Here is a 24,298-nt window from a genome sequence, read left to right as displayed (position 1 = left end):
GCAATCAGTAAGTCCGAACCTTGGGCGGGAACGCCTCACGGGTCTTGGGTGACATGTTGACAGCACGACGGGTCATGGACTCGGTGTCCGGATGATAGAGGCTGTGGCACAGCCAGTTCTCATCGTCGCGATCCGGGAAGTCGAAGCGGCAGTGAGCACCGCGACTCTCGGTACGGAAGTTGGCGGCAACCGCCGTGGCAAACGCCGTCTCCATCAGGTTGTCCAGCTCCAGGCACTCGATGCGCTGGGTGTTGAACTCTTTGGAGGTGTCATCCAGACGGGCTGACTTGAGGCGCTCGCGGATAACCTTGAGCTCGGCCAGCCCCTCTGCCATCGCAGCCCCTTCGCGGAACACGGAGAAGTTGTTCTGCATGCAGCGCTGCAGGTCTTTGCGGATCTGCACCGGGTCTTCCCCGTCACGGCAATTTTCCCAGCGGTTGAAGCGGGCCAGTGCGGCATCCAGATCCGACTCAGAGGCATCGCGACCATGTTCCATCTCGCCCAGAGTGTTGACCAGATGCATGCCGGCCGCGCGGCCGAACACCACCAGATCCAGCAGGGAGTTGCCACCCAGACGGTTGGCGCCGTGCACCGAGACGCAGGCAATCTCGCCCACCGCAAACAGACCGACCACCGGCACATCGTTGCCGTTCTTGTCCTGGGTCAGGCACTGGCCATTCACGTTGGTCGGCACGCCACCCATCATGTAGTGGCAGGTCGGGATGATCGGGATCGGCTCTTTGACCGGATCCACGTGGGCGAAGGTGCGAGAGAGCTCGCAGATCCCCGGCAGACGGGATTCCAGCACCTCTTTGCCGAGGTGATCCAGCTTGAGCTTGATGTGCGGGCCCCAGGGACCGTCGCAGCCACGGCCTTCACGGATCTCGATCATGATGGAGCGGGCCACCACGTCGCGGCCGGCCAAGTCCTTGGCGTTCGGGGCGTAACGCTCCATGAAGCGCTCGCCATCTTTATTGAGCAGATAGCCGCCTTCACCACGGCAGCCTTCGGTTACCAGCACCCCTGCCCCGGCGATACCGGTCGGGTGGAACTGCCACATCTCCATGTCCTGCACGCCGACGCCGGCACGCAGCGCCATGCCGACGCCGTCACCTGTGTTGATGTGGGCGTTGGTGGTGGACTGGTAGATACGACCGGCACCGCCAGTCGCCAGCACGGTGGCCTTGGCCTTGAAGTAGACGACTTCACCGCTCTCCATATCGATGGCGGTACAACCCACCACATGGCCATCCTGGTTTTTCACCAGATCCAGCGCATACCACTCGGAGAAGACGGTGGTCTTGTTCTTGACGTTCTGCTGATAGAGGGTGTGCAGCAGGGCGTGACCGGTACGGTCGGCGGCCGCTGCGGTACGAGCAGCCTGCTCGCCACCGAAATTCTTGGACTGACCACCAAACGGACGCTGGTAGACAGACCCGTTATCGAAACGGGAGAAGGGCAAGCCCATGTTCTCCAGCTCATAGATAGCCTCGGGACCGGTTTTGCACATGTATTCAATGGCTTCCTGATCACCGATGTAATCGGAACCTTTTACCGTGTCATACATGTGCCACTGCCAGTTGTCGTCGTGGGCATTGCCCAGCGCAACCGTGATCCCGCCCTGAGCGGAAACAGTGTGAGAACGGGTTGGAAAAACCTTGGACAACAGAGCGCAGCTCTTGCCGGACTGGGCAATCTGCAGCGCGGCGCGCATACCGGCACCACCGGCACCAATCACCACAGCATCAAATTCACGAGTTGGAATAGTCACCTTACACACCCCACAGCACGACGAAACCCGTCATCAGATAGACAAACAGCACCACGACCAGGGCAAATTGCAGCGCCCCGCGCAGCCCTACCGGCTTGATATAGTCGGTCAACACCTGCCACAGACCGATCCAGGCATGGATCAGTACGCAGAGCAGGGCCAACAGGGTGAATACCTTGGTGAAGGTATTGGCGAAGAAACCTGTCCACACCTCGTAGGTGATGTCGTTGAACGCGACAAAACTCACCAGATAGAGGACATAGCAGGTCATGATGAGGGCGGTGGCGCGGATCAGGATGTAATCGTGAACGCCGCTGCGCCCGAAAGTTGCAGAATTGGTTACCATACAAGCACTCCCGCCAATACAGCCAGGATCGCGGTGATCACGAAGGCCACACGGGCACTCTGATTACCGGATTCCAGCTCTTCCCAATAGCCCATGTCCATGACCAGATGACGCAAACCGCCCACAATGTGGTAAGCCAGCGCAGTCAGGATCCCCCACAATACGAATTTGACCAGGAAGTTGTCCATGATGGACACCACGGTCTCAAATCCTTCGGGAGAGGCGAGTGAAGTGCCAAGCATCCACAGCAAGATGCCCAGTGCCACAAAGGTAATAACCCCTGAAACACGGTGCAGGATGGAGGCGATGGCAGTGACAGGAAAGCTGATCGTTTGTAGGTCGAGGTTGACCGGTCTCTGTTTGTTTTTCACGCTTGCCCACTCAGCTCTATTGAGCACGTTAGTTATTGTTTTAACTCACACTTGAGGGCACGGGATGGTGATTGTTGGCTATTTGTTACCAAAACACTCTGAAAAAGCCAAAACGCGAATTTTTGGTTTCACATCAGGCTTTGCCAAAGCGTTTCAAACACCAGCAGCCATGACCCACGTGGCGCAGTATATCGACGGCCTTAACCGAAGACAATCAAACAGCTACAAAGAAAACACAAAACCGCAAACTTGATCGCATATTTAATTTAACATTCCGTTAATGCCTTTAATGCCGCCCCAGCAAAATTGACATTGATAGGGAACTCTGTTTCAAATAGGGCGCTCCAGCCACCTCGGTATGGGTAACAACCTTTGCCAGCGTCATAAAAGTCGTAATAGAGTAGGACTGGAACCAAATTATAAAGAGCAAAGGAGACGTGCTATGGCTGATAAGATAGCCACCCTACACCTGCCCGGGAAAGATCCGGTTGAACTGCCGATCCTCTCTGGAACCGTTGGACCGGATGTTGTCGATGTTAGAAAGCTGGGTGGGCAAGGGTATTTCACCTTTGACCCGGGCTTTATGGCGACCGGTTCTTGCAAATCTGCCATCACCTACATTGACGGGGATCAGGGTGTCTTGCTGCACCGTGGCTACCCCATCGCCCAGTTGGCCAAAGAGTCCAACTACCTCGAAGTCTGCTATATCCTGCTCTACGGCGAGGCGCCCACCAAGGCACAGTTTGCCGATTTCCAGCGTACCGTGACCCGCCATACCATGGTGCACGAGCAGATTGCCTTCTTCTTCCGCGGCTTCCGTCGTGACTCCCACCCCATGGCCATCATGTGTGGTGTGGTGGGCGCACTCTCTGCCTTCTATCACGACGCCCTGGACATCAACAACGAACAGCACCGCGAGATCTGCGCCTTCCGCCTCATCTCCAAGATGCCGACCCTGGCGGCCATGTGTTACAAGTACTCCATCGGCCAGCCGTTCATGCATCCGCGCAACGCCCTCTCCTATGCAGGCAACTTCCTGCATATGATGTTTGCGGTACCGACCGAGGAGTACAAGGTCAATCCGGTGGTCGAACGCGCCATGGACCGCATCTTTACCCTGCATGCGGATCACGAGCAGAACGCCTCCACCTCAACCGTCCGTCTGGCTGGCTCCTCCGGTGCCAACCCGTTTGCCTGTATCGCCGCAGGTATCGCCTCCCTGTGGGGTCCGGCCCATGGTGGTGCCAACGAAGCCTGCCTGCGCATGCTGGAGGAAGTAGGCTCGGTGGATCGCATCCCCGAGTACATCGCCAAGGCCAAGGACAAGAACGATCCGTTCCGTCTGATGGGCTTCGGTCACCGTGTCTACAAGAACCATGACCCTCGTGCCACCGTGATGCGCGAAACCTGCCACGAAGTACTGACCGAGCTGCAGATCAAGGATCCGCTGCTGGACGTGGCCATGGAGCTGGAGCGCATCGCGCTCTCCGACCCCTACTTCATCGAGAAGAAACTCTACCCGAACGTGGACTTCTACTCCGGTATCATCATGAAGGCGATCGGTATCCCGATGAACATGTTCACCGTGATCTTCGCCATCTCCCGTACCATCGGCTGGATTGCCCACTGGAACGAGTTCCACTCCGATCCGGATAGCAAGATCGGCCGCCCGCGCCAGCTCTACGTGGGCCACCCGCAACGGGACTTCACGCCGCTTGATCAACGCTAATGAACTGAATCAACATGGTTTGTTACAAAGGCGGTCATTGACCGCCTTTTTGTTTGCCGCTTTAATGCCCTTTTAAGCTCAAGGAGCCCTTATGAAACCTCTGCTTGCCAGCGCCGTCCTGCTGCTCACCGCCTGTCAGGGCACCACGGTCCAACAGGGTGAGACCCTCTATATCAACAGCCAGCTGGTCGATTGCGTCGGGGTTGGCCCGATGCAGTGCATGCAGGTTCGCAGCGACGAGCAGCAGCCCTGGACGCTGTTCTACCAGCAGATAGAGGGCTTCCAGTTCGAGCCGGGCTACCGGTATCAGCTCACAGTCAGCAAGGAGCAGCTCACCGATGTACCAGCCGATGCCCCCTCCCTGCGCTATCAGCTGATCAAGGTGGTGAACAAGGTCGCCAGCAAGTAACAAACACTATCAAAAAACGGGGGATGGCTGATGCCATCCCCCGTTGGTTTATGGGTACTGCGCCTCATCAGGCACGATCAGGTCGGCGCCAGCGCCATATGTAGCAGCGGATAGGGCTTGCCCTGACCATCCAGCGGCGAGCGACCCGTCACGGTGAATCCCATCTTCAGATAGAAGCCCACCGCCTGTTCGTTCTGCTCGTTGACGTCAACCAGCGTCGCGCCGCACTGGCTGATGGCATGTGCCACCAGCAAACGCCCCACGCCACTGCCGCGCACCGCCGGTGCCACAAACAGCATCTCTATCTTGCCATCGCATAGCCCGCAAAAACCGGCAATACGCCCCTCTTCTGTGCGGGCACAGTGCAGTGTCACCGCATCGAAGTAGTGCTCCAGAATAAGCGGCTTGAGCGCGAGGATCTCGGCCTCGGGCAGGAAGTGGTGGGACGCCCGCACCGAGGCCTCCCACAGCGCGATCAGGGCCGGATAATCGGCCCGCGTTGCAGTATCAATCTTCATCAATGACTCTTTGTTGCAGCCCGCAGGATGACTGTGGCCTCCCCGCGAGCCAACCTGATTAGCGCGCCTGTACCGCTTGCAGCAGCACCGACATATCAGCATCAAAGTGGCGGCTGCGGATCGCTTCGCGAATATCCGCTTCGCTATAACGGCTGCCCGGGTAGACCACCACGCAGGAGGTGTCGCCCGGTTTGAGGAAGTGGGTCTCGCCAAACGGGGTATAGCGGGTGGCACCGATACTGATGAGCGCATGGGGAGGATGTCCCGCCTGCGCCAGCAGTCCCTGAATGTGCTCCGCCGGCCCCTCATCCTGCTGATGATTGAACTTGTCGATGGCCCAGTCGAGCAGCTTGCCGTGGAAGTAGCTGTAGTCGATGGCGGCGCTGTCTACCCCGTAAGCGTGCAGCTCGCCATCGCGCTCCAGATAGCAAGCGATGCGATAGTCATCGAGCTCGCAACCGGCGGCAAAACCGGAAAGCGGCAGCAGATTGGCCGCCAACCCCTTGCTCTCTTCGCCCCAGTTCTTCTTCTCGCTGATCTTCTTGGCATTGGGACGACGGATGGAGCAGTCGTTATAGGCGCCAAAGGCACGGGGATGGATCGCTACCACCTGCTTGCCGGCATACTCCAGCTCGCACCAGAGGGCTACTTCCGGCTCGATCTGCACCTTCTCGTCACCACTGACCGCCGCCTCCGGCAGGAAGATAGCCTTGTCGCTCAACGGGAATACCCCGAGCTGACCCGGATGGCCCGGCACGAAAAAGGGGAACAGCGCCTTGGGCGCCGTGGTATCCCGCACGACTACCGCTACGAAGTCCGACGCTTCACCCGCCTGCTCCAGATGACCGGCGAAATTCCCCGCGACCCCGAGTCCGATAAATTTGCTCTCTGCTGCTATCTGCATCTTGCTCACCTGCATCTTGACCACGCAAGGTAGCAGGCCCGTCGCCCACTACCGCTAAAGTGGCAAGATTAAACCACAAGGGCCCCGCCTTCGCCCAGTCCGGCCCTGTCGTGGTGTGCGCCAGCCCACTTTTTTAGGGACGAGAAGGCTGTGGTGAAACAGCCATTGCGTACTCTTCCAGCTACGCTGGTCACCACGCAGGAAACAGTGCGTTTCCGGCATCTTCCCTCTTTCTCCTTGGGACTCAACTTCATCTTTGTTAGGCTGCCGGCATGCAAAACAACGGTGTGCTTGAGTGCGCCACTGCTCATCACGGCAACCCCATTGGAGAGAAAACGGATGATCGACAAACTTGCCTGGCTCACCTTTAAAGATCAGCAGCTGCTCTGCGCCCGCTCCCACGGCAAGGACATCTATTACATCCCGGGCGGCAAGCGGGAACCGGGTGAGAGCGACGAGGCAGCCCTGATCCGCGAGATTGAGGAGGAGCTGGCTGTTACCCTGCAACCCGACACCCTGCGCTTTGCCTGCGAATTCAGCGCCCAGGCCGATGGCAAACCGGCAGGTGTCGAGGTGAGACTTCGCTGCTACACCGGCGAAGCAAGCGGCACCCCCATCGCTTCGGCCGAAATTGCCGAGCTGCGCTGGCTCGACAGCTCTCACCTCGATGAGCTCTCCCCCGTCTCACGTCTGCTGTTTGCCTGGCTGGTTGAGCAGGGGTTGATCCGCTGACCCCATAGCCGGGAGCGATACAAACAAAAAAGAGGTGAACCAATGGCTCACCTCTTTTGCTTCAGACATGGCAGCAATCAGGGTAGTATCACCGCTCGCACCTCCACCTTCGGCGAATCAAACGCATCTTGCGCGGCGATGAGTTGCAGCTCGTAAGCCTGCTGGCGCCAGGTCTCCTGCAGCACCGCATCCACCGAGGCGTTGGTGCGTTCGAACGCGCTGACCGCATCGTGACCAGCAAGCAAATTCGCCAGCATCAGGGCGCTGATAAGATCGCCAACCCCCACCGGCTGGCGGGCAAAGTCATAGAGCGGACGGGCAATCAGGTAATCCCCTTGCGGGGTCGCCAGCAGCATCTCGAAGCGGCTGGAGTCCTGCGCCGCACGACCGAGATGCTTGACCAGCACCAGCTTGACGCCGCGAGCCAGCAGCTGATGGGCAGCCGCGCGGGTCTGATCCAGATCAGCCAGATGGGTATCGCAGAGGGTCTCCAGCTCCAGCAGGTTGGGGGCCATCATGTCGGCCACCGGCAACGCCTGCTCGGTCAGGAAACGGGTGACGCCAGGAGCGACGATACACCCCTTCTCCGGGTGACCCATCACAGGGTCGCAGAAGTAGATGGCATCGGGGTTGGCCGCCTTGACAGCGTTGACCACGGTCAGGATCTCGTCCCCCTGCTCGGCGGAGCCAAGGTAGCCACTCAGCACGGCGTCACACTGGCTCAACACCTCGATATTGCCCAATCCTTTCACCAGCGCACTGATATGACCCGCCGGCATCGCCATCCCCTGCCACCCCTGGGCATATTGGGTGTGGTTGGAAAACTGCACCGTGTTGATGGGCCATACATCCATACCAAGGCGGCGCATGGGGAAGACGGCCGCGCTGTTGCCGGCACAACCAAAGACCACGTGGGACTGAATAGAGAGAACGGATTTCATCGGGAATACCACAGCAAAGGATCAGCAAGGTGGGCAATATATCGGATGAAGATAACGATGCGCCACCTTGGCGCGGGATGAACAGGCAATTTCCTGACTAAAGACAGGTTTTTTACGCCATTTGGCCCACATCAACAAGGTGAGCGGAGCCATGATGCGCCGCGTCCGTCCGTCACATCCCGTTGTACTCAACGCCATGACGGGCAAAGTGATAGACCCATCCCTCATCACACGGCATGTCACTGGGTGGCGAAATCAGCTCAGGCAACACAGTCACCTTGCCACCAGCGGCATATTGCAGCGCCATCAGGGCGCAGAGCGCCGCATCGTAGCGATCGGTGCCTGCCAGCACGCCCGCGGGCAGCAAGGCCGCCAGATCGGGCCGTGCCGGAGAGGCCTTGCCGCCCACTTTGGCCAATGCCGGATAGACCTCCAGCACGGCGCGACTGGCCTTCGGGGCAACGGTCGGCACCAGTTGCAGATCCGAGAGTCGCGGCAGCATGGAGAGCGCCAGGGTGGCATTGTTGCCAAGCCGGTCGAAGGTGGCCGACAGCGGCTTCTTGCCGTACTGCTGATACAGCCAGCGCTCGCAGTCGCGATAGGCGTAGGGGTTGTCTATCTCACGCTCGGGAGCTGCGCAGCTATGTGGCTGGCCATTTAGCAGATCCCGCAAGGCACGGGGAAAAGCGAGTGGCGCATCGATACCGAGCGCCAGTTGCGGGCAGGCTTCTACCTGCATCAGGGTCAGCTCGTTTTGCAGGGCCGGACGCAGCAGAGCGGCCAGATCCGGCGCCACCCGCGAGCTTAGACGAAACAGCGGCGACACCCCAAGCCAGTGCAGGCGGTTGGAGTCGGCCTGCCAGCCCACCACGGCCACCGCCTGGGCGCTGCCCTGCCAGCCACGCACATCCCAGCCGATCCCGATTGCACTCATTTGCCCTGCCGTCATCAATTACCTCTGTTCGCCTGTCACAAGTTGCAAGAGGCACAGGGTAATCAGCAGATGCCTTTAACGCAAAGCGAACTGCCTTGGTCAGAACGATTTCTGGAAGTTCACCAGCGGCAGAATGGGGAACACGCCGTTGGCGGCATAGTTGGCCAGCCCGATCTGCAAGCCATCGAGGTGCTTGGTTGCATTGATAAAGCCAATCTGGAAGGTGGTACGCTCGGCATAGTTGACGAAGCCGACGTTGGCCAGCGCATTGCCCTTGGCGATATTGACCGCCCCCCAGTTAAGCCCCTGCACATTATTGGTCAGGTTGACCAGCCCCAGATTGACGCCGGTATCCTGCCCTTCGTGCCAGTTGATGGCGTTGATGGCAACTCCGCCAAACTGGTGGCGCACCCTACCGGCACCGAGAAAGATCCCGAGCTGCAGGCCGCTGAACTGATCCACATCGGAGAGGGCGAAGATCGGCAGATCAATACCCTTCACCTGACCGGTCCGACCGTAGAGCAGCGAGGCGCGCGCCCCTTCCACCTGATGGGACGCGGGCAAATTGACCCCGGGCAGCGAGACCTGCACCGGAGTACTGGCCTGCGCGACACCGCACAGGGTCAGGGCGCTGCATGCCAGCAGCAGGCGGGAGAGTGTCATGGAAAGTTCCTTGGGCCATTGAGAGTGACCCGATCCTAACAGTAAGGGGCTAGTGTGGGCACACCAGCAGGGACGAGGTGCGTCACGATACGTCACGGTTGGCCCTCTCACCTCTCCATCAGGTCTTGCGAAAGCGCCACCTCAAGGACAATCGGCCACTTTTTCGCAGCGAGTGGCCCCTCTTCCTTTCTTTGCCTGAGCGAACTGCCTAAAATAGTCGCCCTGCTGTATCCGGCATTCATCCATCTAGAGGATTTCCCATGGAGACGTTTCTGCTCGAAGGTCACCCCTTCGTTGCCTTGTGTGACCTTATCAAACATCAGGGGTGGGCCGATTGTGGCGGCGCCGCCAAAGCCCTCGTTGCCGAAGGGCTGGTCGAGGTGGACGGTCAGGTGGAGACCCGCAAGCGCTGCAAGATCGTGGCCGAACAGGTGGTCAACTTCAACGGCATGAAGGTCGTGGTGAAAGAGGGCGTCAGCCCGGAGATTGGCTAAACCCGTTTCGGGGAGCCACTCTCCGGCAACCCGCTAGCTGGCCTTGATCGACAGGGTCAGCACAAAACGCGCCATCGCCTCATCCCCGTTCAATGACGGACAGGTGGCTACCACCTGGATGGGGCGATTGATGCGCTGACCGCTTGCCAGCGACTCGTCGATCATGGCGTCAATCTCCTCCCCCGCTGCGCAGTCGAACTGCACATCCCCCTCCGGTCGTTTCAAAAACTCCCCCTGCACATCCTTGAAGGCGAAGTGCACCTTCTTGCGCCGCTGCCGCCCCTTCTCCATCACCAGCAGACCGCCTACCAGATCGGCGCCGGTCGCCAGCGCGCCAAAATACATGCTGCCCAGGTGGTTGCGGGTACGCCAGCCAAGGGGAATGCGAATGCGCAGCGCCTTGGCGTTCATCTCTTCGATGATCGGGGCACAAAACCCGATGACGGGAATGTAGCGCCAGGCAAACAGCCGAAGCGCCAGATTGGCTTTGAAGCGTTGCAAATCCATATGCGAACTGATCCGATGAGTTAATGTAAACAACATGTTGCCTGCATCTGCGCCATTCGACAAGCACAGGGATCACGGTTACGACCTTTACCCAACGCAAAAAAACAGAGGGAACCGCACCGGTTCCCTCTTTTCGCTCATGTCGCTGTTACAGCAAATGTGCCGATCAGGCGCGCTTCTCTTCCAGCCAGGCCCCCTGACTCTGCATCTCGAACAGCTGGGCATAGTGACCGCCGAGGGCCATCAACTCACCATGGGTACCCCGCTCATTCACCTGACCGCGGGAGAGCAGCAGGATCTCGTCCGCATCGACGATGGTCGAGAGGCGGTGGGCGATGGCGATGGTGGTGCGGCCACGACGGGCGGCAGAGATCGCCTGCGACAGCGCCAACTCGGTCTGGGAGTCCACGCTGGCCGTCGCTTCATCCAGAATGAGGATACGCGGATCTCCCACCAGTGCACGGGCAAAGGAGAGCAGTTGCCGCTGACCGGCGGAGAGGTTCTTGCCCCCCTCCTCCATCAGGGTGTTGATCCCCTGTGGCAAGCTGCGCACAAAGTCGGCCAACTGCACCTCGCTCAACGCCTGCCAGAGCCGCGCGTCATCTATGCCGGCGCGGCCGAGACGCAGGTTCTCCGCCAGGGTGCCGACGAAGATAAAGGGATCTTGCTGCACCAGCCCGATGCTGCGGCGCACCGCCGCCAGCGACAGGGTATCCAGTGCGTGATCATCGAAGCGGATCTGCCCCTGATCCAGCGGATAGAAGCCCATCAGCAAGCTGATGATGGTGGACTTGCCGCTGCCGGTATGGCCCACCAGCGCCAGCATCTGGCCCGGTTTTGCGGCAAAACTGACCTCCCGCAGCACCTGCTGCTCACCATCGTAGGAGAAGCTCACCCGCTCGAAACTGACCCGCCCTTCCAGCGGGCGCAGCTCGCCCTCGGTGCTCTCGCGGGTTTCATCGAGCAGGGCAAAGACCCGCTCCCCCGCCACCATCGCCTGCTGCAGCTGGTTAAGCTGGTTGGTCATCTCGATGAGCGGCTCGATCATCCGGCCCAGATAGCTGATAAATGCGTAGAGCACACCCACCTGAATGGCACCAGTGCTGCTCAGTCCCTCGTGGGCAAACAGCGCCAACAGGCCAATCAGCACCATCATGTAGAAGAGATCGATGAGCGGACGCAGCAAAATGCCGTTGATCTTGAGGCTCTTGATCCGTGCCGACCAGTGCTGCTGATTCACCTCGGCAAAGGCGTTGGCAAAGTAGCGCTCCTGCACCATCGCCTGGATCACCGGCATCCCCTGCAGCGACTCGTTGAGGCGGCTGTTGATGTCGGAGAGCAGGCTGCGGGTCGCTCGCACCACCGGCACACTCAGTTTCTGGTAGAGCCACATCACCCCGCCCACGGCGGGCAGCAACAGGGAGCAGACCAGCATCAGCCGCAGATCCAGCAGCGCCATGGAGATGAGGATGCCGCACAAGAGCACCACCTTTTGCACCAGCAAGCCGATCACCTGCACATAGAGGTTCATGATCGCCTCGGTGTCGTTGGTGATGCGGGAAATCAGCGAGCCAGAGCGATGCTTGTCAAAATAGCTAGCTGGCAAGCGGATGGCGGTGGCAAATACCTGCTCGCGCAAAGTTTGCACCACCGCCTGAGCGATGCGGTTAAAGCGCAGGGATTGCAAATAGAAGCCAGCCGCCGAGAGCACCTGCAAACCCAGATAGCCCGCCGCAATCAGGGCAATGGTGGGCAGCACGATATTGCGTGGCGCCAGATAGTCATCGATAAAAAGCTTGATCAGCAGCGGTCCGGCCACTTCGGCGCCGGTGGCAAGCAGCAAACAGATCCCCGCCTGAATAAGCCAGCGAGGATACTGGGCGCAGTAAGCGAGCAGTCGTTTAATGGTCGGATTCACAGGCTCTCCTCCACCGCTTCTTCGAGACGCTGATAACGCACCATATCTGCGTACCAGCCATTGTGCGCCATCAGGGCACCGTGATGACCCCGCTCGCTGACGGCCCCCTGCTCCAGCACCAGGATCTCGTCGGCCTGCTCCACCGCCGTCATGCGATGGCTGACCAGGATCAGGGTGCGACGATGGGCCTTGAGGGCGTGCAGAATTTGCTGCTCAGTGTGGGCGTCCACCGCCGAGAGCGCATCGTCAAGCACCAGAATGGGCACCTCCAGCAGCAGAGCACGGGCAATGGCCAACCGCTGTTTCTGGCCGCCGGAGAGGGTCACCCCTTTCTCCCCGACCTCGGTCTCATAACCCTTGGGGAAACGCACGATATCATCGTGGACACAGGCAATGCGCGCCACCCGTTCGACCTCCTCGCGGCTCGCATCGGGTTTGCCGAGGGCGATATTGGCGGCGATAGTGGTGGAAAACAGGAATGGCTCCTGCGGCACATAGGCAAACTGGCTGCGCAGTGTGGCGAGCGGCAGCTGGTCAATCGGAACGCCACCCATGACAATCGAACCGTGAGTCGGATTGGCAAGGCGCATCAACAGCTTGAGCAGGGAGCTCTTGCCTGCCCCGGTGCGCCCCACCACCCCGAGCATCCCCCCTTGCTTGAGGGTAACGTCGATATTCGCAAGCAGGGTGCGCTGCTCGAGTTGATAGCTCACCCCTTTGATCTGCAAAGGAAAGGCAGAGGTAAACACCGCCGGCTGGGCGGGCTCTTCGATATCGCTGCGCTCCCCCAGCAGGCTTTCGATACGGGAGTAGGCGGCGCTGCCCCGCTCGATGATGTTGAACAGCCAGGCGATGGCAAACATCGGCCAGATCAGCTGGCCGAGGTACATGGTGAAGCTGGTGAGCTCACCCAGAGTCAGCTCATCGCGCAGCACCAGCACACTGCCCCCCGCCACCGCGAGGAAGTAGGAGCAACCGATACAGAGGTAGATGACCGGATCGAACTTGGCATCGATGCGGGCCACCGCCATATTGCGCTCCCCCGCCTGTTTGGTCAGCTCGGCAAAGCCTTCATCTTCCAGCGATTCAACCGCATAGGATTTCAACACCCGCACGCCGGAAAGAGCCTCCTGGGTCTTGTTGTTGAGCCTGGAGAAGGCCCCTTGCGCCGCCTTGAACTGGGTGTAGATCTGGGTGCCGAAGCGGTTCATGAAATAGGCCATCACCGGCAGCGGCAGCAAGGAGACCAGCGTCAACTGCCAAGAGTACTGGCTGCACATGATGGAGAGCACCAATACCCCGACCATGATGGAGTCCACCAGAGTCAGTACCCCTTCGCCAGCGGTCATCTCCACAGCCTGAATGTCATTGGTGGCATGGGCCATCAAATCGCCGGTACGGTGGCGCTGATAAAAATCGGGGCTCATCCGGGTGAAATGGCTGAAAAGGCGATTGCGCAACACATAGGCCAGACGGTAAGAGGCACCGAACAGCATCACCCGCCAGACGTAGCGCAGCAGATAAATCAGCACACCCAGACCAAACAGCCCCGCCAGATAGCGCATCAGGGTACCATTGTCGAGACCGCCCCTGGTGATGCCATCAACCACCCAGCCCACCACTTTGGGCGGAATAACGGTCAACAGGGCCACCATCAGTAGCAGGGAGATGGCAGCCAGATAACGGGGCCACTGCTCCTTGAAAAACCAGCTCAATCGTAGAAATACGCTCACACCACCAACCTTTAGCGCTCTCTGCCCGTGACCGCTCCAAGGAGCGGCCATCAGAGAAGCCACGCAGAAATAGAACAATGAAAACAATCGCCTCCGGCTGGAGGCGATTTGAACGAAAGCTCATCATATCCCGAACCGGGATGGTTGAGAATAATTACTATTTAATTCACTGTGACATGCGATCATCCCCTGATGAATAGGGATTATACGAATTTTCATGCTGCTCACCGGTCAACAGGAAGTGTGACACCTCTTCCCGGGTCTGGCTGAAGACCTGTTGCAACTGCTCCAGATCCGCCTCGCTCAGCACCTCGTTTTGCCGCAGGCGCCACTCCAGCTCGCCAGCCACCAATTGCAGACGGGCCGCCGAGATATTGGCAGACACCCCCTTGAGGGTGTGCAGTAGCTTGCTGGCCACCTCGGGCTGCTGACGGCGCAAGGCGGAACGGATCTCCCACAGATCGTCCTTGTGCTCCGACATAAACAGCTTGAACAGGATCTGCAATGCCTCCTTGTCCTGCTCCAGCCGCTTGAGGGCATCCTGCAGATCGAGGATCCCCATCATATCCGGCGGTTTCACCTCCATGATCCCCGCCTGCTCCACCCCTTGCGGCTTCACCCACTGCAGCAGGTTGTTGTAAAGATCCAGCTTGCTCACCGGCTTGGTGACGTAACCATTCATCCCCACCCCCAGGCAGCGCTCCTTGTCTCCATGCATGGCGCTGGCAGTGAGGGCTATGATGGGCACATCGTGCTTGTCGACCATTTTGCGGATCTGGCGGGTGGCATCGAGTCCGTCCAGCACCGGCATCTGCAGGTCCATCAGGATCACGTCAAAAGGCTGCTCGGCAACCCGCTCCACCGCCTCGCGACCATTGTTAACCACGCACACTACCGCATCGACCCGACGTAGATATTCGATGATGAGCTGCTGATTGACCCGGTTGTCTTCGGCCAACAGCACTCGGGTACCCTGCAACAGGGATTTGAAGTGCTGCTGATCCCCCTGAGCCTCTGCCTTGCGCAGATTGAGTTCATAAGAGCTGCCATTGAGCAACTCGTCCACCTTGGCCAGCAGGGCATTCTCGGTCATCGGCTTGGGCAGAAAATGGGTCAGCCCCATGCTGTCCATCCGGGCGTGCAGCCCCTCTCTGGCCCAGGCGCTGATCATCAGGATGGGTATCCGCCGCCACTGGCTGTGCTGATACATCTCCAGCGCCAGATCGAGTCCATCCTCCTGCCCCATGCGCCAGTCGAGGATTGCCAACCGCAGATTGGGCCCCTCTTCACGTAATAATTGACGGGCACGGGAAAGGGAGTTGACCGGCAGCACTCGCACACCCGCCCGAGTCAGGATGTCCCGAGCCAGATCCAGCACCAGTTCGTTGTCATCCATCACCATCACCAGCGGCTGGTTTTCGAAGAAAACTTTCCGTCCAGCCACACCGTAGACCGCCTGCGCCATCGGGATATCGAACTTGAACAGAGAGCCGACGCCAGGCTTGCTCTCTACGGTGATCCGCCCCCCCATCAGCTCCACCAGCCGCTGGGAAATATTGAGCCCAAGACCCGAGCCGCCATATTTGCGGGTATTGCCCGCCTCCAGCTGGGTAAACGCCTGAAACAGTTGGGTCTGCTTCTCTTCGGCAATGCCGATGCCGGTATCGCGCACACTGAAGCGGATCCGCATTGGATGGGAGTTGGCCAGATCGATGGAGACTTCGACCTCACCACGTTCGGTGAATTTGATGGCATTGTTCACCAGATTGACCAGAACCTGCCCCAGCCGCAGAGGATCCCCACGCAAGAAGACAGGCACCTCCGGCGATTTGCGAATGATCACCTCCACATGTTTGCGCTCCGCCAGATCGGCAAACATGCCCGCCAGCGAGTCGAGCTGCTCGCTGAGATCGAAGTCGATCTCCTCCAACGTCAGCTTGCCGGACTCCACCTTGGTCAGATCGAGAATGTCGTTGATAAGCAGCAGCAAGGTATCTGATGAAGACTTTATCTTGCCCAGATAGTCCCGTTGTTGCTGATCCAGCTCGGTCTGCAGTGCCAGTGAGCTGAAACCGATGATGGCATTCATGGGGGTGCGGATCTCGTGGCTCATATTGGCCAGAAAATCGCTTTTGGCCTGTGCCAGCAAGGCCGTCTGACGGGACAACTCGCTCAACTTCTGATTACGACGCCATAGGGTATAGGCCACCAGCACAAAACTGATCAAGGCACCGCCAAGCACCATTAAATAGAAGCGGTTCAGCAATGATGAAGCCCGCTCCAGCTTATCCATCTTCCAGCGCACCAGGTTATCGCTCACCTGCATATCGATGAGACGATGGCGCAGGGTATGATAAGCCATCACCTGACGACTCAAATCCTTGCTCAGGTTAACCAAGGTGATCACCTCGGGTTGCGAGCCGTAATGGGAAGCAAGAGCACGCTGCAACAAGCTCAGCTGTTGCTGATACTGGTTATCGGCGCTGTGTTGCAAAAAATGGCTGAGTTGGGCCAACTCATTGAGATCACGATGCAAGAGGCTCTCTGCCGGCGTGATAGCGCGTACCTTCTCAAGCTGATGCTGAAAGGGTTGCACGATATATTCCACCGCCTTTTCCATGCTGTACAGTCTGGCCAGCTCCATCTGGTAGAGATCCAAATCCTGCAGCAACCTCTGTGAAAGAGGCGTTTGCTCAACCTCAGCATCACTACGAACCCTGTGAACAAAGCTATCGAGGATACCGGATAACTGGACGAGCCGTTGCTGAACATTGCTATCATTGGCACTCTCACGACCAAGCAGGTAAACACTGTCGGTGTTGATCCGGTTCAGCACTGCCTCCGCTGCCTGATTCAGGCTGTATGCACGCTGCTGTTGACTAAGCAGTTGCCAGCAAAGAACCGAGAAGCCGAGCAACAAGGCAGCAACAAGCAGCTGTACCACAGGGCTCTTCCGTGATCCTTTATTCATCCCGTTTTGACTCTCTACTTATAATGGCCGCTGAATTGTCCGGCTTGAGCAGAGCTCGGAGTGGAAGTGTCCACCCCAGCCGAGCGCTGTGTTAACGTTATTTCACTATTTTAACTCTGGCACTATTTTCATCACAGCCACCAGAACCGATCTTCAAGGAGACTATTATGTCATTTATCACTACTTATTGTAGCCACTGCTTTACAAGAAACCGCCTGCCCTCCACCCATGTAACCCACTCCGCCAAATGTGGGCACTGCAAGGCGTCCCTGTTCAGCCAAACCCCTTGCCTCGGGAAGGCGGATAACTTCGATACCCTGATCAACTCCGATATTCCGGTCGTTGTCGATTTTTGGGCCAGCTGGTGCGGCCCTTGCCAGCAGTTTGCTCCAGTATTTCATGATGTTGCCCATGAACTCGAACCACGGATGCGCTTTGTCAAAGTCGATACCGAGCAGCAGAGCACCATTGCCGCCCGTTACGCCATTCGCAGCATCCCCACCCTGATGGTCTTCAAACAGGGTAAAGTGGTGAACCAGATAAATGGATCCCTGCCCAAGAACATGTTCAAGCAGTGGCTGGAACAGTTCATGGATGTTTAACTTATGTTTCAGCAATGTTTGATTTATGTATTTATTTCCTCATTTTTATCAATGAGTGTGTGAGTAGAGACTGATTTTCAATATGTGAGCCTGTTTCAAACAAGTGAATGGATGTAATCTCGGCAACACAAAAACAACCATAAATTAACCGAGAGAACGATATGCACACATCGGCTGTACCCGCTACTCCATCTCGTTGGCTGGATATCAAGACCGGGATCGTGATCCTGGATCTGCTCCTGCTATGCATCATGCTCGCTTGGCTCCCTTTTGATCCTATGGTCAACAAGGGGCTGGGCATTCTGGTCTTTATAGCTATTCTCTGGCTGACCGAAGCGGTCAACATCACTATCACCGCGATCTCCATCCCGGTACTTGCCACCCTGCTCGGGGTGTTTGATATGAGCAAGTCGTTGACCGACTTCGCAAACCCGGTGTTGTTCCTCTTCTTTGGCGGTTTTGCCCTGGCGGCAGCGCTATCCAAACAGGGGCTAGACACCCAGATTGCCGGTAAGGTGATGCAGCTCGCCAAGGGACACCTCGGCTGGGCTGCCATCGTACTCTTCAGTATTACTGCGGCACTCTCCATGTGGATCAGCAATACCGCTACCGCCGCCATGATGATGCCGCTGGCCCTTGGCATGCTCAAAGGTCTCGACATTCACAAGGAGCGCCGCACACTGGTCTTCGTATTGCTTGGTGTTGCCTACAGCGCCAGTATTGGCGGCATCGGCACCCTGGTAGGCAGCCCGCCCAATGCCATTGCGGCCGCCCAGATGGGGCTGGGCTTCACTGACTGGCTGAAATTTGGCATTCCTGTTGTCCTCATCTTCATGCCAGTAGGCATCGGGCTGCTCTATCTGGTAACCCGCCCCAACCTCTCACATCAGGTCAGCACAGAGCGAGTGACCATAGAGTGGACCGGCCAACGCAAGGTGACCATGCTGATATTTCTGACCACAGTGCTGTTGTGGATTGGCTCCCAGCCTATTGCCCAGGCGCTGGGAGGAATACCTCAATTTGATACACTGATCGCCATGGGAGCCATCATCGCCATCGCCGTCAGCCGGGTAGCTAGCTGGGATGACATCAACCAGAACACCGACTGGGGAGTACTGATGCTGTTTGGTGGCGGCTTGACCCTGAGCGCCATCCTTAAGCAGACCGGGGCCAACGCCTTCCTGGCGGAGCACCTATCCAACGGTCTGGCCACCATGCCGATCTTCGTCATCCTGCTCTGTCTTGCCACCTTCGTGGTGTTCCTGACCGAGCTGGTATCCAACACCGCTACCGCCGCTCTGCTGGTTCCACTGTTTGCCGGAGTCGCAGAGGCACTGGGAGTCTCTCCCATTGTCGTATCCGTGCTGATCGCTGTCGGTGCCTCATGCGCTTTCATGCTGCCAGTGGCTACCCCGCCCAACGCCATTGTCTTCGCCAGCGGCCATATCCAGCAGCGTGAAATGATGCGGGCCGGCCTGGTGCTGAACCTGGTCTTCACCGTCATTTTGACCCTGCTTGCCTATTTTATGGGCGACATACTGCATTGATGGCTGGTGGCTCGCTCGCCGGGCTCCTCAATCAACACCAGGTTCCAACAAAGCCCCGTATCATCGGGGCTTTCTCTTTTCCTGCACCCCAACGGCCATCTGTCACATCCCTGACCATCGTCAGCTTGTGCCATGCGACAGCAGCGAGAGTACACATGATGATGACTTCAGACTTATGAGCGATACGGGTGCCATGAGATGAGGTGTTCCCGGGAAAGGCTGGTAATAACGACATTAAAATAATATGTGATGCCCTGTACATCTATCACAGATGATCAAGCTTTTTGCAAATGGTGTACAAATATTTACGAATCCAAGCAGCTATAAAAAAACCCCGCATAGCGGGGTTCTCATATTAAGAGGTGATCAACCGATGTTGCAGGGTTTCAGCTTCCAGATACGATCCACATAGTCCTGGATGGAACGGTCTGAGTTGAACTTACCCATGGTGGCCGAGTTGATGATAGCCTTCTTCGCCCACAGTGCCGGATCCCGATACCAGGTATCGATCAGCTTGTGTGCATCCGAGTAGGACTGGAAGTCAGCCAAGGTCAGGTAAGGGTCTCCCCCTTCCAGCAAAGAGCGCTTGATGGAGGCCAGCTCACCCGGACGACCCGGCGTGAAGTAGTCGGTATCAAACCAGTCCAGCACGGCCTTGAGCTCGGAGTTGGCATAGTAGAAGTCGTACGGATTATAACCGCGCGCCTTCAGCGACTTCACTTCGTCCACGTTCAGACCGAAGATGGCACAGTTTTCGGCCCCCGCCTCTTCGGCGATCTCGATGTTGGCTCCATCCAGCGTCCCGATGGTGATTGCTCCGTTGAGTGCCATCTTCATGTTGCCGGTACCGGATGCTTCGTAACCAGCAGTAGAGATCTGCTCGGAGACATCTGCCGCCGGGATCAACTTCTCGGCCAGACTCACGCGGTAGTTCGGCATGAACACCACTTTCAGCTTGCCCTGGATACGAGCATCGTTGTTGACCCGATCCGCCAGCTTGTTGATGGCATAGATGATGTCTTTGGCCAGCTTGTAACCGGGCGCCGCTTTGGAGCCGAAGATAAACACACGCGGATGCATGTCATAGTCCGGGTTGGCCAGCAGACGACGATAGAGTGCCATGATGTGAATAAGGTTCAGTTGCTGGCGCTTGTACTCGTGCAGACGCTTGATCTGAACGTCAAAGATCGCCTCGGCACTGACATCGATACCGGTTTCGTCTTTGATGACCTTGACCAGCTTCTCTTTGTTATGACGTTTGATGGTCATGAACTGCTGCTGGAACGCCTTGTCGTCGGCAAATTTCACCACGCCACGCAGTTTGTCCAGTTGCAGCGGCCACTCCTTGCCCACCACTTCGTTGTAGAGACCCGCCAGCTCCGGGTTGCAGGCCAGCAGCCAGCGACGCGGGGTTACCCCGTTGGTCACGTTGCACATTTTTTCCGGCCACAGCTCGGCATACTCGGGGAAGAGATCTTCCTTCACCAGCTTGGAGTGGATCTCGGCCACACCGTTCACCTTGGACGAACCGATCACGCACAGGTTGCCCATGCGAACCTTGCGCACGGCCCCCTCTTCGATGATGGAGAGCTTGGCCTTGATGGCGTCGTTGCCCGGCCACTTGGGCTCCACCAACTCGTTCAGGAAGCGGGCGTTGATCTCGTAAATCACCTCCAGATGGCGAGGCAGTACTTTCTCGAACAGGCTGACCGACCACTTCTCCAGCGCTTCCGGCAGCAGAGTGTGGTTGGTATAAGAGAAGACCTGATAGCAGATAGTCCAAGCGGCATCCCAGTTCAGATCTTCCTCGTCAACCAGCACCCGCATCAGTTCCGGGATGGCGACAGTCGGGTGAGTATCGTTGAGCTGAATAGCAATTTGCGCGGCAAAGTTGCTGAAGTCACTGCCATGGACCCGCTTGTAGCGGCGCATGATGTCCTTGATGGAGCAAGCACAGAAGAAGTACTGCTGGATCAGACGCAGCTCTTTACCGGCATCGGTCTCATCGTTCGGATACAGCACCTTGGAGATGGTCTCGGCCTGGGCTTTCTCAGCCTGGGAGTCGATGTACCCCCCGGCGTTGAACACGTCCCAGTCGAAAAACTCGGAGGCGCGGGATTCCCACAAACGCAGGATGTTGACGGTGTGACCGCCAAAACCGACCACAGGAATATCCCAAGGCACCCCTTTAATCTTGCGACCGGCGTGCCATACCTTCTTCAGGCCGCCATTGTCACCAAACACGGTCTCGACGTAGCCATAGAGCGGCACTTCTTGCACCGACTCGGGGCGGCAGATCTCCCAGGGGTTGCCATATTCACGCCAAGAGTCCGGACGCTCGATCTGGCGGCCATCCTGGATTTCCTGACGGAACAGACCGTGTTCGTAGTGGATACCGTAACCAACCGCCGGATAGTTCAGAGTGGCCAGCGAGTCGATAAAGCAGGCAGCCAGACGACCCAGGCCGCCGTTGCCAAGTGCCATGTCCGGCTCTTGTTCGCACAGGTCGGTCAGTTCCAGACCGAGTTCGCCCAGCGCCTCTTCGCAAGTCTTGTAGAGGGAGAGGTTGTGCAGGTTGTTGGAAGTCAATCGTCCCATCAGGAATTCAGCAGAGAGATAGTGAATCGCACGAGTATCTTTCTTGAAATGAGTCTGCTGAGTGCGGGTCAGGCGCTCGTACACCTGTTCATTGACAGCCGCAGCAGTGGCTTTCCACCACGCTTCGGGAGAGGCTTTCTGTTCGCTTGTTCCCAAGGTAGAACGCAGGTGACGCACGATACTCGCCTTGAGCTGATCTTTATCCAGTTGGAGATCCTGGTCTGTCTTCTTCTTGGTAGCCATAAACCATATTCCTTCGTTACAAATAAAATTGTTATCCCGCTTGCGGGACCGGCGCTGTTGTTATCTCAAAATATGTACCGGCGTGAGAATACTAACTAAAGCGGCAGAATTAAAAGTTAACGCAAGTCACACTTTAACCGATAAAAACAGCCTGAAAAGCTTGAAAACCCTTTCCTTAAATTGATCGCACAAAAACAAACATTCCCTTTATTATCAAAAGCTTAATGAAAAAATAAAAATATTCTGGCATGAATAGGTTTTCAAAGATTGCCAAGCCTTGAAAATCCCTGAAAATAGGCAGCAAGACGGCACATTGAAACCGGTTTCAATGTGCCTGAAAAATTACCGTATAAATATGAAGCAATCATTGCATCCTTAAAGATGTGCTTTGAACTGATTGCTCAATGGATCGTAATGGTACCCAATCTGATCCAGACGCCCTGCCAACTGCTCTTCACTCATATCGTAATAGGCCAGCAACTCCTCCAACCCGTCACACTCAAGCCTTAGCTTCTCATTGATGATGCCCAGCAAGATGTTGGCATCAAGACGTTGCAAGGTACTGATATCCATGGCGGCACCTCCTGTAAATGACCTGTATAACCATGGGCGGTTACGCAAGGTTTGTCCATAGTACGAAAAACACCCAGCCAGTTTTATATTAAATAACTTTTAAAAACATAGTCTTACTAACGTCACATGCCAACACCATCACATTTTTCAGCAAAAACACCTTGTCACTGCCACAGGATAGAACTACTGTACACACATACAGCTTGGATATTCATACAGGAATCCCATATATGAACCAGCCCCTGCACTCACTGCCCTTTGCGATGAATCGTGTCATGAGCAAGCCCTGGCCAACCAGAACCGCCTGCAAAGCGGAGTTGGCTCATTATGGTGTAACTATCCAGTCTGATGATCAGTTTCTGAGCGAGCTGACAAAGCTTGGGGAGGCTCATACCGGCTGGATCTTGTTGATCGCCCCGCCGGGACGCCCCACAGTCAGCCGTCTGGAAGAGCGAGGTATCGATCCCAAGAGAGTGCTGGTGGTACATAGCCCCAAAATCAAGAACTGGCAGCAAACCCTGGAGCGCAGTCTGGGCAATGGTCACTGCGCCGCCGTATTTACCTGGCTACCCGAGCAGATCGAGCTGGATCACGTCAAGCTGCAGCGACTGGGACAGCAATCTGGCGTACTCACCCGCTTCTTTGGCGCGAAACGCACTAACCTCGACACACCTCTGCTGGCCTATTCAGAGCAAGATATCTATCTCAATCATTAAGACAAAAAACGAACGCCTACGCAGGCTCTCCCGCGGGTCGCAGCGACAGAAGGGCGCAAACAATATGTGACCAGCGGCTTTATTTGAAAGACAAGCGTGCAACAGCCTGACGGTAGGCATCGGAGATCATTTGACCCTGCTTGCTGCAAGCAGACAAACATCAAAAGATGTAACGGATCAAGAAGCAGAAAATAAAACCTGAACTGGACAATCATGCAGCCCAAGTATTCAAACCTGTGGGACTTCCTGCCCACCAGCGAACCCGTTTGAGCAATATGATGAGGCTGAAAGTCATTGCATTCATTTGAGCTGATCACGACAAATTTCCCCCCGGAGTGACCCTCTCCTTGAAATACCGGGTAACAAGGGGTATAACCACGCGTTTTATCAGGTGTAATAAGTGAGCGGTATGATGCAAGCCCCCTTTTGGCAGACCAAGAGTCTGCAGCAGATGACTGAATCCGAATGGGAATCCCTCTGCGATGGTTGCGGAAAATGCTGCCTCAACAAGCTGATAGATGAAGATACAGACGAACTGGTTTTCACCAATGTCGCCTGCAATTTGCTTAACACCAAGACCTGTCAGTGCTCTGATTACGCCAATCGTTTCAAAAAAGAGCCTGACTGTCTGCAGATCACCCATGACAAGATCACCGAATATGACTGGCTCCCCTCAACCTGCGCATATCGCCTGCTGTCTGAAGGTGACGCTCTTCCAGAGTGGCATCCTCTGCTGACCGGCAGTCGTTCCGCGATGCATCAGGCTGGTCAATCCGTCCGTGGCAAAGTCATTCACGAGGATCAGGCGGGTGAATGGATCGATCACATCATCACTTGGGCCAGCTGACACGCTCAACCCGCTATTCTCCAGAGACAAGGGCTGCACAATGTGCAGCCCTTGTTGTTTCTGCAAGCAGGGTTTGTAGCTTCACACATATCTGGCTGGCTAAACCAGACCACCTCCAAGCTGCGCATTGAGAGAGATAGAGGCAGAAGCAGAGGCAGAGGCAGAGGCAGAGGCAGAGGCAGAGGCAGAGGCAGAGGCAGAGGCAGAGGCAGAGGCAGAGGCAGAGGCAGA

23 protein-coding genes are annotated in these 24,298 nt (G+C 57.0%); 9 read left to right on the top strand and 14 right to left on the bottom strand.

Annotation, left to right across the window (positions count from 1 at the left end):
* Positions 1-4: 4 nt before the first annotated feature.
* The 3 genes from sdhA to sdhC are packed head-to-tail and all read right to left on the bottom strand — an operon-like array spanning position 5 to position 2,488.
* The gene (gene sdhA / locus G5182_RS17585) at positions 5-1,771 is read right to left on the bottom strand and encodes a succinate dehydrogenase flavoprotein subunit (protein ID WP_013723668.1); all 1,767 of its coding nucleotides are present in this window, start codon (positions 1,769-1,771) and stop codon (positions 5-7) included.
* 1 nt (position 1,772) lies between these two features.
* Entirely contained in the window at positions 1,773-2,117 is a 345-nt protein-coding gene (gene sdhD / locus G5182_RS17580) for a succinate dehydrogenase, hydrophobic membrane anchor protein (protein WP_216953466.1), read from the bottom strand.
* A complete protein-coding gene (gene sdhC, locus G5182_RS17575; protein WP_005346101.1) occupies positions 2,111-2,488 on the bottom strand; it encodes a succinate dehydrogenase cytochrome b556 subunit in 378 nt (125 codons plus the stop codon). Before sdhC ends, sdhD begins: the two co-directional genes overlap by 7 nt.
* Before the next feature lie 64 nt (positions 2,489-2,552).
* On the opposite strand from sdhC, the gene G5182_RS17570 reads away from it, so the two are divergent.
* The 3 genes from G5182_RS17570 to G5182_RS17560 all read left to right on the top strand — a co-directional run bounded on the left by G5182_RS17570 (position 2,553) and on the right by G5182_RS17560 (position 4,626).
* Positions 2,553-2,741 (top strand): hypothetical protein, encoded by a 189-nt coding sequence (locus tag G5182_RS17570; RefSeq protein WP_216953465.1) that lies wholly within the window; start codon positions 2,553-2,555, stop codon positions 2,739-2,741.
* A 189-nt stretch (positions 2,742-2,930) separates the two neighbouring features.
* The gene (locus G5182_RS17565; protein ID WP_005346116.1) at positions 2,931-4,217 is read left to right on the top strand and encodes a citrate synthase; all 1,287 of its coding nucleotides are present in this window, start codon (positions 2,931-2,933) and stop codon (positions 4,215-4,217) included.
* Between the two features lie 91 nt (positions 4,218-4,308).
* Positions 4,309-4,626 (top strand): DUF4377 domain-containing protein, encoded by a 318-nt coding sequence (locus G5182_RS17560; protein ID WP_227342700.1) that lies wholly within the window; start codon positions 4,309-4,311, stop codon positions 4,624-4,626.
* Positions 4,627-4,703: 77 nt separating this feature from the next.
* Here G5182_RS17560 and G5182_RS17555 read toward each other — a convergent pair whose 3' ends face one another.
* Together G5182_RS17555 and G5182_RS17550 are read right to left on the bottom strand one after the other, a co-directional pair.
* A complete protein-coding gene (locus G5182_RS17555; protein WP_227342699.1) occupies positions 4,704-5,144 on the bottom strand; it encodes an acetyltransferase in 441 nt (146 codons plus the stop codon).
* Positions 5,145-5,202: 58 nt separating this feature from the next.
* Positions 5,203-6,048, bottom strand: coding sequence for a DUF5718 family protein (locus tag G5182_RS17550; RefSeq protein WP_216953462.1), 846 nt, complete (start codon positions 6,046-6,048; stop codon positions 5,203-5,205).
* Between the two features lie 339 nt (positions 6,049-6,387).
* Here G5182_RS17550 and G5182_RS17545 point away from each other — a divergent pair, with 339 nt between their 5' ends.
* Positions 6,388-6,780 (top strand): NUDIX hydrolase, encoded by a 393-nt coding sequence (locus G5182_RS17545; protein WP_139478043.1) that lies wholly within the window; start codon positions 6,388-6,390, stop codon positions 6,778-6,780.
* A gap of 77 nt (positions 6,781-6,857) precedes the next feature.
* Here the strand turns inward: G5182_RS17545 and pdxY are convergent, their stop codons facing one another.
* The 3 genes from pdxY to G5182_RS17530 all read right to left on the bottom strand — a co-directional run bounded on the left by pdxY (position 6,858) and on the right by G5182_RS17530 (position 9,318).
* Positions 6,858-7,721, bottom strand: a complete 864-nt coding sequence (gene pdxY, locus G5182_RS17540) for a pyridoxal kinase PdxY (RefSeq protein WP_216953460.1) — start codon at positions 7,719-7,721, stop codon at positions 6,858-6,860.
* A gap of 172 nt (positions 7,722-7,893) precedes the next feature.
* Positions 7,894-8,670: a DUF429 domain-containing protein gene (locus G5182_RS17535; protein WP_227342698.1), complete on the bottom strand. Its 777-nt coding sequence runs from the start codon at positions 8,668-8,670 to the stop codon at positions 7,894-7,896.
* 84 nt (positions 8,671-8,754) lie between these two features.
* Positions 8,755-9,318 (bottom strand): VC2662 family protein, encoded by a 564-nt coding sequence (locus G5182_RS17530; protein WP_005333596.1) that lies wholly within the window; start codon positions 9,316-9,318, stop codon positions 8,755-8,757.
* Positions 9,319-9,578: 260 nt separating this feature from the next.
* Between G5182_RS17530 and ybcJ the strand changes: the two genes are divergently transcribed.
* Positions 9,579-9,812: a ribosome-associated protein YbcJ gene (gene ybcJ, locus G5182_RS17525; protein ID WP_005361116.1), complete on the top strand. Its 234-nt coding sequence runs from the start codon at positions 9,579-9,581 to the stop codon at positions 9,810-9,812.
* A 33-nt stretch (positions 9,813-9,845) separates the two neighbouring features.
* Here ybcJ and G5182_RS17520 read toward each other — a convergent pair whose 3' ends face one another.
* The 4 genes from G5182_RS17520 to G5182_RS17505 all read right to left on the bottom strand — a co-directional run bounded on the left by G5182_RS17520 (position 9,846) and on the right by G5182_RS17505 (position 16,941).
* Positions 9,846-10,319 carry a DUF4442 domain-containing protein gene (locus G5182_RS17520; RefSeq protein ID WP_019446113.1) on the bottom strand — a complete coding sequence of 158 codons (474 nt, stop codon included), beginning with the start codon at positions 10,317-10,319 and terminating at the stop codon, positions 9,846-9,848.
* 166 nt (positions 10,320-10,485) lie between these two features.
* Positions 10,486-12,237 (bottom strand): ABC transporter transmembrane domain-containing protein, encoded by a 1,752-nt coding sequence (locus G5182_RS17515; RefSeq protein ID WP_227342696.1) that lies wholly within the window; start codon positions 12,235-12,237, stop codon positions 10,486-10,488.
* Positions 12,234-13,970, bottom strand: coding sequence for an ABC transporter transmembrane domain-containing protein (locus G5182_RS17510; RefSeq protein WP_227342694.1), 1,737 nt, complete (start codon positions 13,968-13,970; stop codon positions 12,234-12,236). The genes G5182_RS17515 and G5182_RS17510 overlap by 4 nt, the downstream gene beginning before the upstream one ends.
* Before the next feature lie 166 nt (positions 13,971-14,136).
* Positions 14,137-16,941, bottom strand: coding sequence for a response regulator (locus tag G5182_RS17505; protein ID WP_421173131.1), 2,805 nt, complete (start codon positions 16,939-16,941; stop codon positions 14,137-14,139).
* A 167-nt stretch (positions 16,942-17,108) separates the two neighbouring features.
* Here G5182_RS17505 and trxC point away from each other — a divergent pair, with 167 nt between their 5' ends.
* Both trxC and G5182_RS17495 read left to right on the top strand, forming a co-directional pair.
* On the top strand, positions 17,109-17,543 hold the full coding sequence (gene trxC / locus G5182_RS17500) for a thioredoxin TrxC (RefSeq protein ID WP_216978913.1): 435 nt from the start codon (positions 17,109-17,111) through the stop codon (positions 17,541-17,543).
* 161 nt (positions 17,544-17,704) lie between these two features.
* On the top strand, positions 17,705-19,090 hold the full coding sequence (locus tag G5182_RS17495; RefSeq protein WP_216978914.1) for an SLC13 family permease: 1,386 nt from the start codon (positions 17,705-17,707) through the stop codon (positions 19,088-19,090).
* A gap of 366 nt (positions 19,091-19,456) precedes the next feature.
* Here the strand turns inward: G5182_RS17495 and G5182_RS17490 are convergent, their stop codons facing one another.
* Both G5182_RS17490 and G5182_RS17485 read right to left on the bottom strand, forming a co-directional pair.
* Positions 19,457-21,931 (bottom strand): glycogen/starch/alpha-glucan phosphorylase, encoded by a 2,475-nt coding sequence (locus tag G5182_RS17490; RefSeq protein WP_227342690.1) that lies wholly within the window; start codon positions 21,929-21,931, stop codon positions 19,457-19,459.
* 375 nt (positions 21,932-22,306) lie between these two features.
* The gene (locus G5182_RS17485; RefSeq protein WP_005333612.1) at positions 22,307-22,504 is read right to left on the bottom strand and encodes a DUF4250 domain-containing protein; all 198 of its coding nucleotides are present in this window, start codon (positions 22,502-22,504) and stop codon (positions 22,307-22,309) included.
* Positions 22,505-22,734: 230 nt separating this feature from the next.
* Here G5182_RS17485 and G5182_RS17480 point away from each other — a divergent pair, with 230 nt between their 5' ends.
* Together G5182_RS17480 and G5182_RS17475 are read left to right on the top strand one after the other, a co-directional pair.
* Positions 22,735-23,220, top strand: coding sequence for a cell division inhibitor (locus G5182_RS17480; protein ID WP_227342688.1), 486 nt, complete (start codon positions 22,735-22,737; stop codon positions 23,218-23,220).
* 412 nt (positions 23,221-23,632) lie between these two features.
* Positions 23,633-24,067, top strand: coding sequence for a YcgN family cysteine cluster protein (locus G5182_RS17475; protein WP_005361134.1), 435 nt, complete (start codon positions 23,633-23,635; stop codon positions 24,065-24,067).
* Positions 24,068-24,298 lie beyond the last annotated feature (231 nt).

Origin of the sequence: Aeromonas sp. 600948, from assembly GCF_049174875.1 — a bacterium.
Classification (GTDB): domain Bacteria; phylum Pseudomonadota; class Gammaproteobacteria; order Enterobacterales; family Aeromonadaceae; genus Aeromonas; species Aeromonas veronii_A.
The sequence above is the reverse complement of the archived record's forward strand: the minus strand, read 5'-3'. Positions and strand labels throughout refer to the sequence as shown.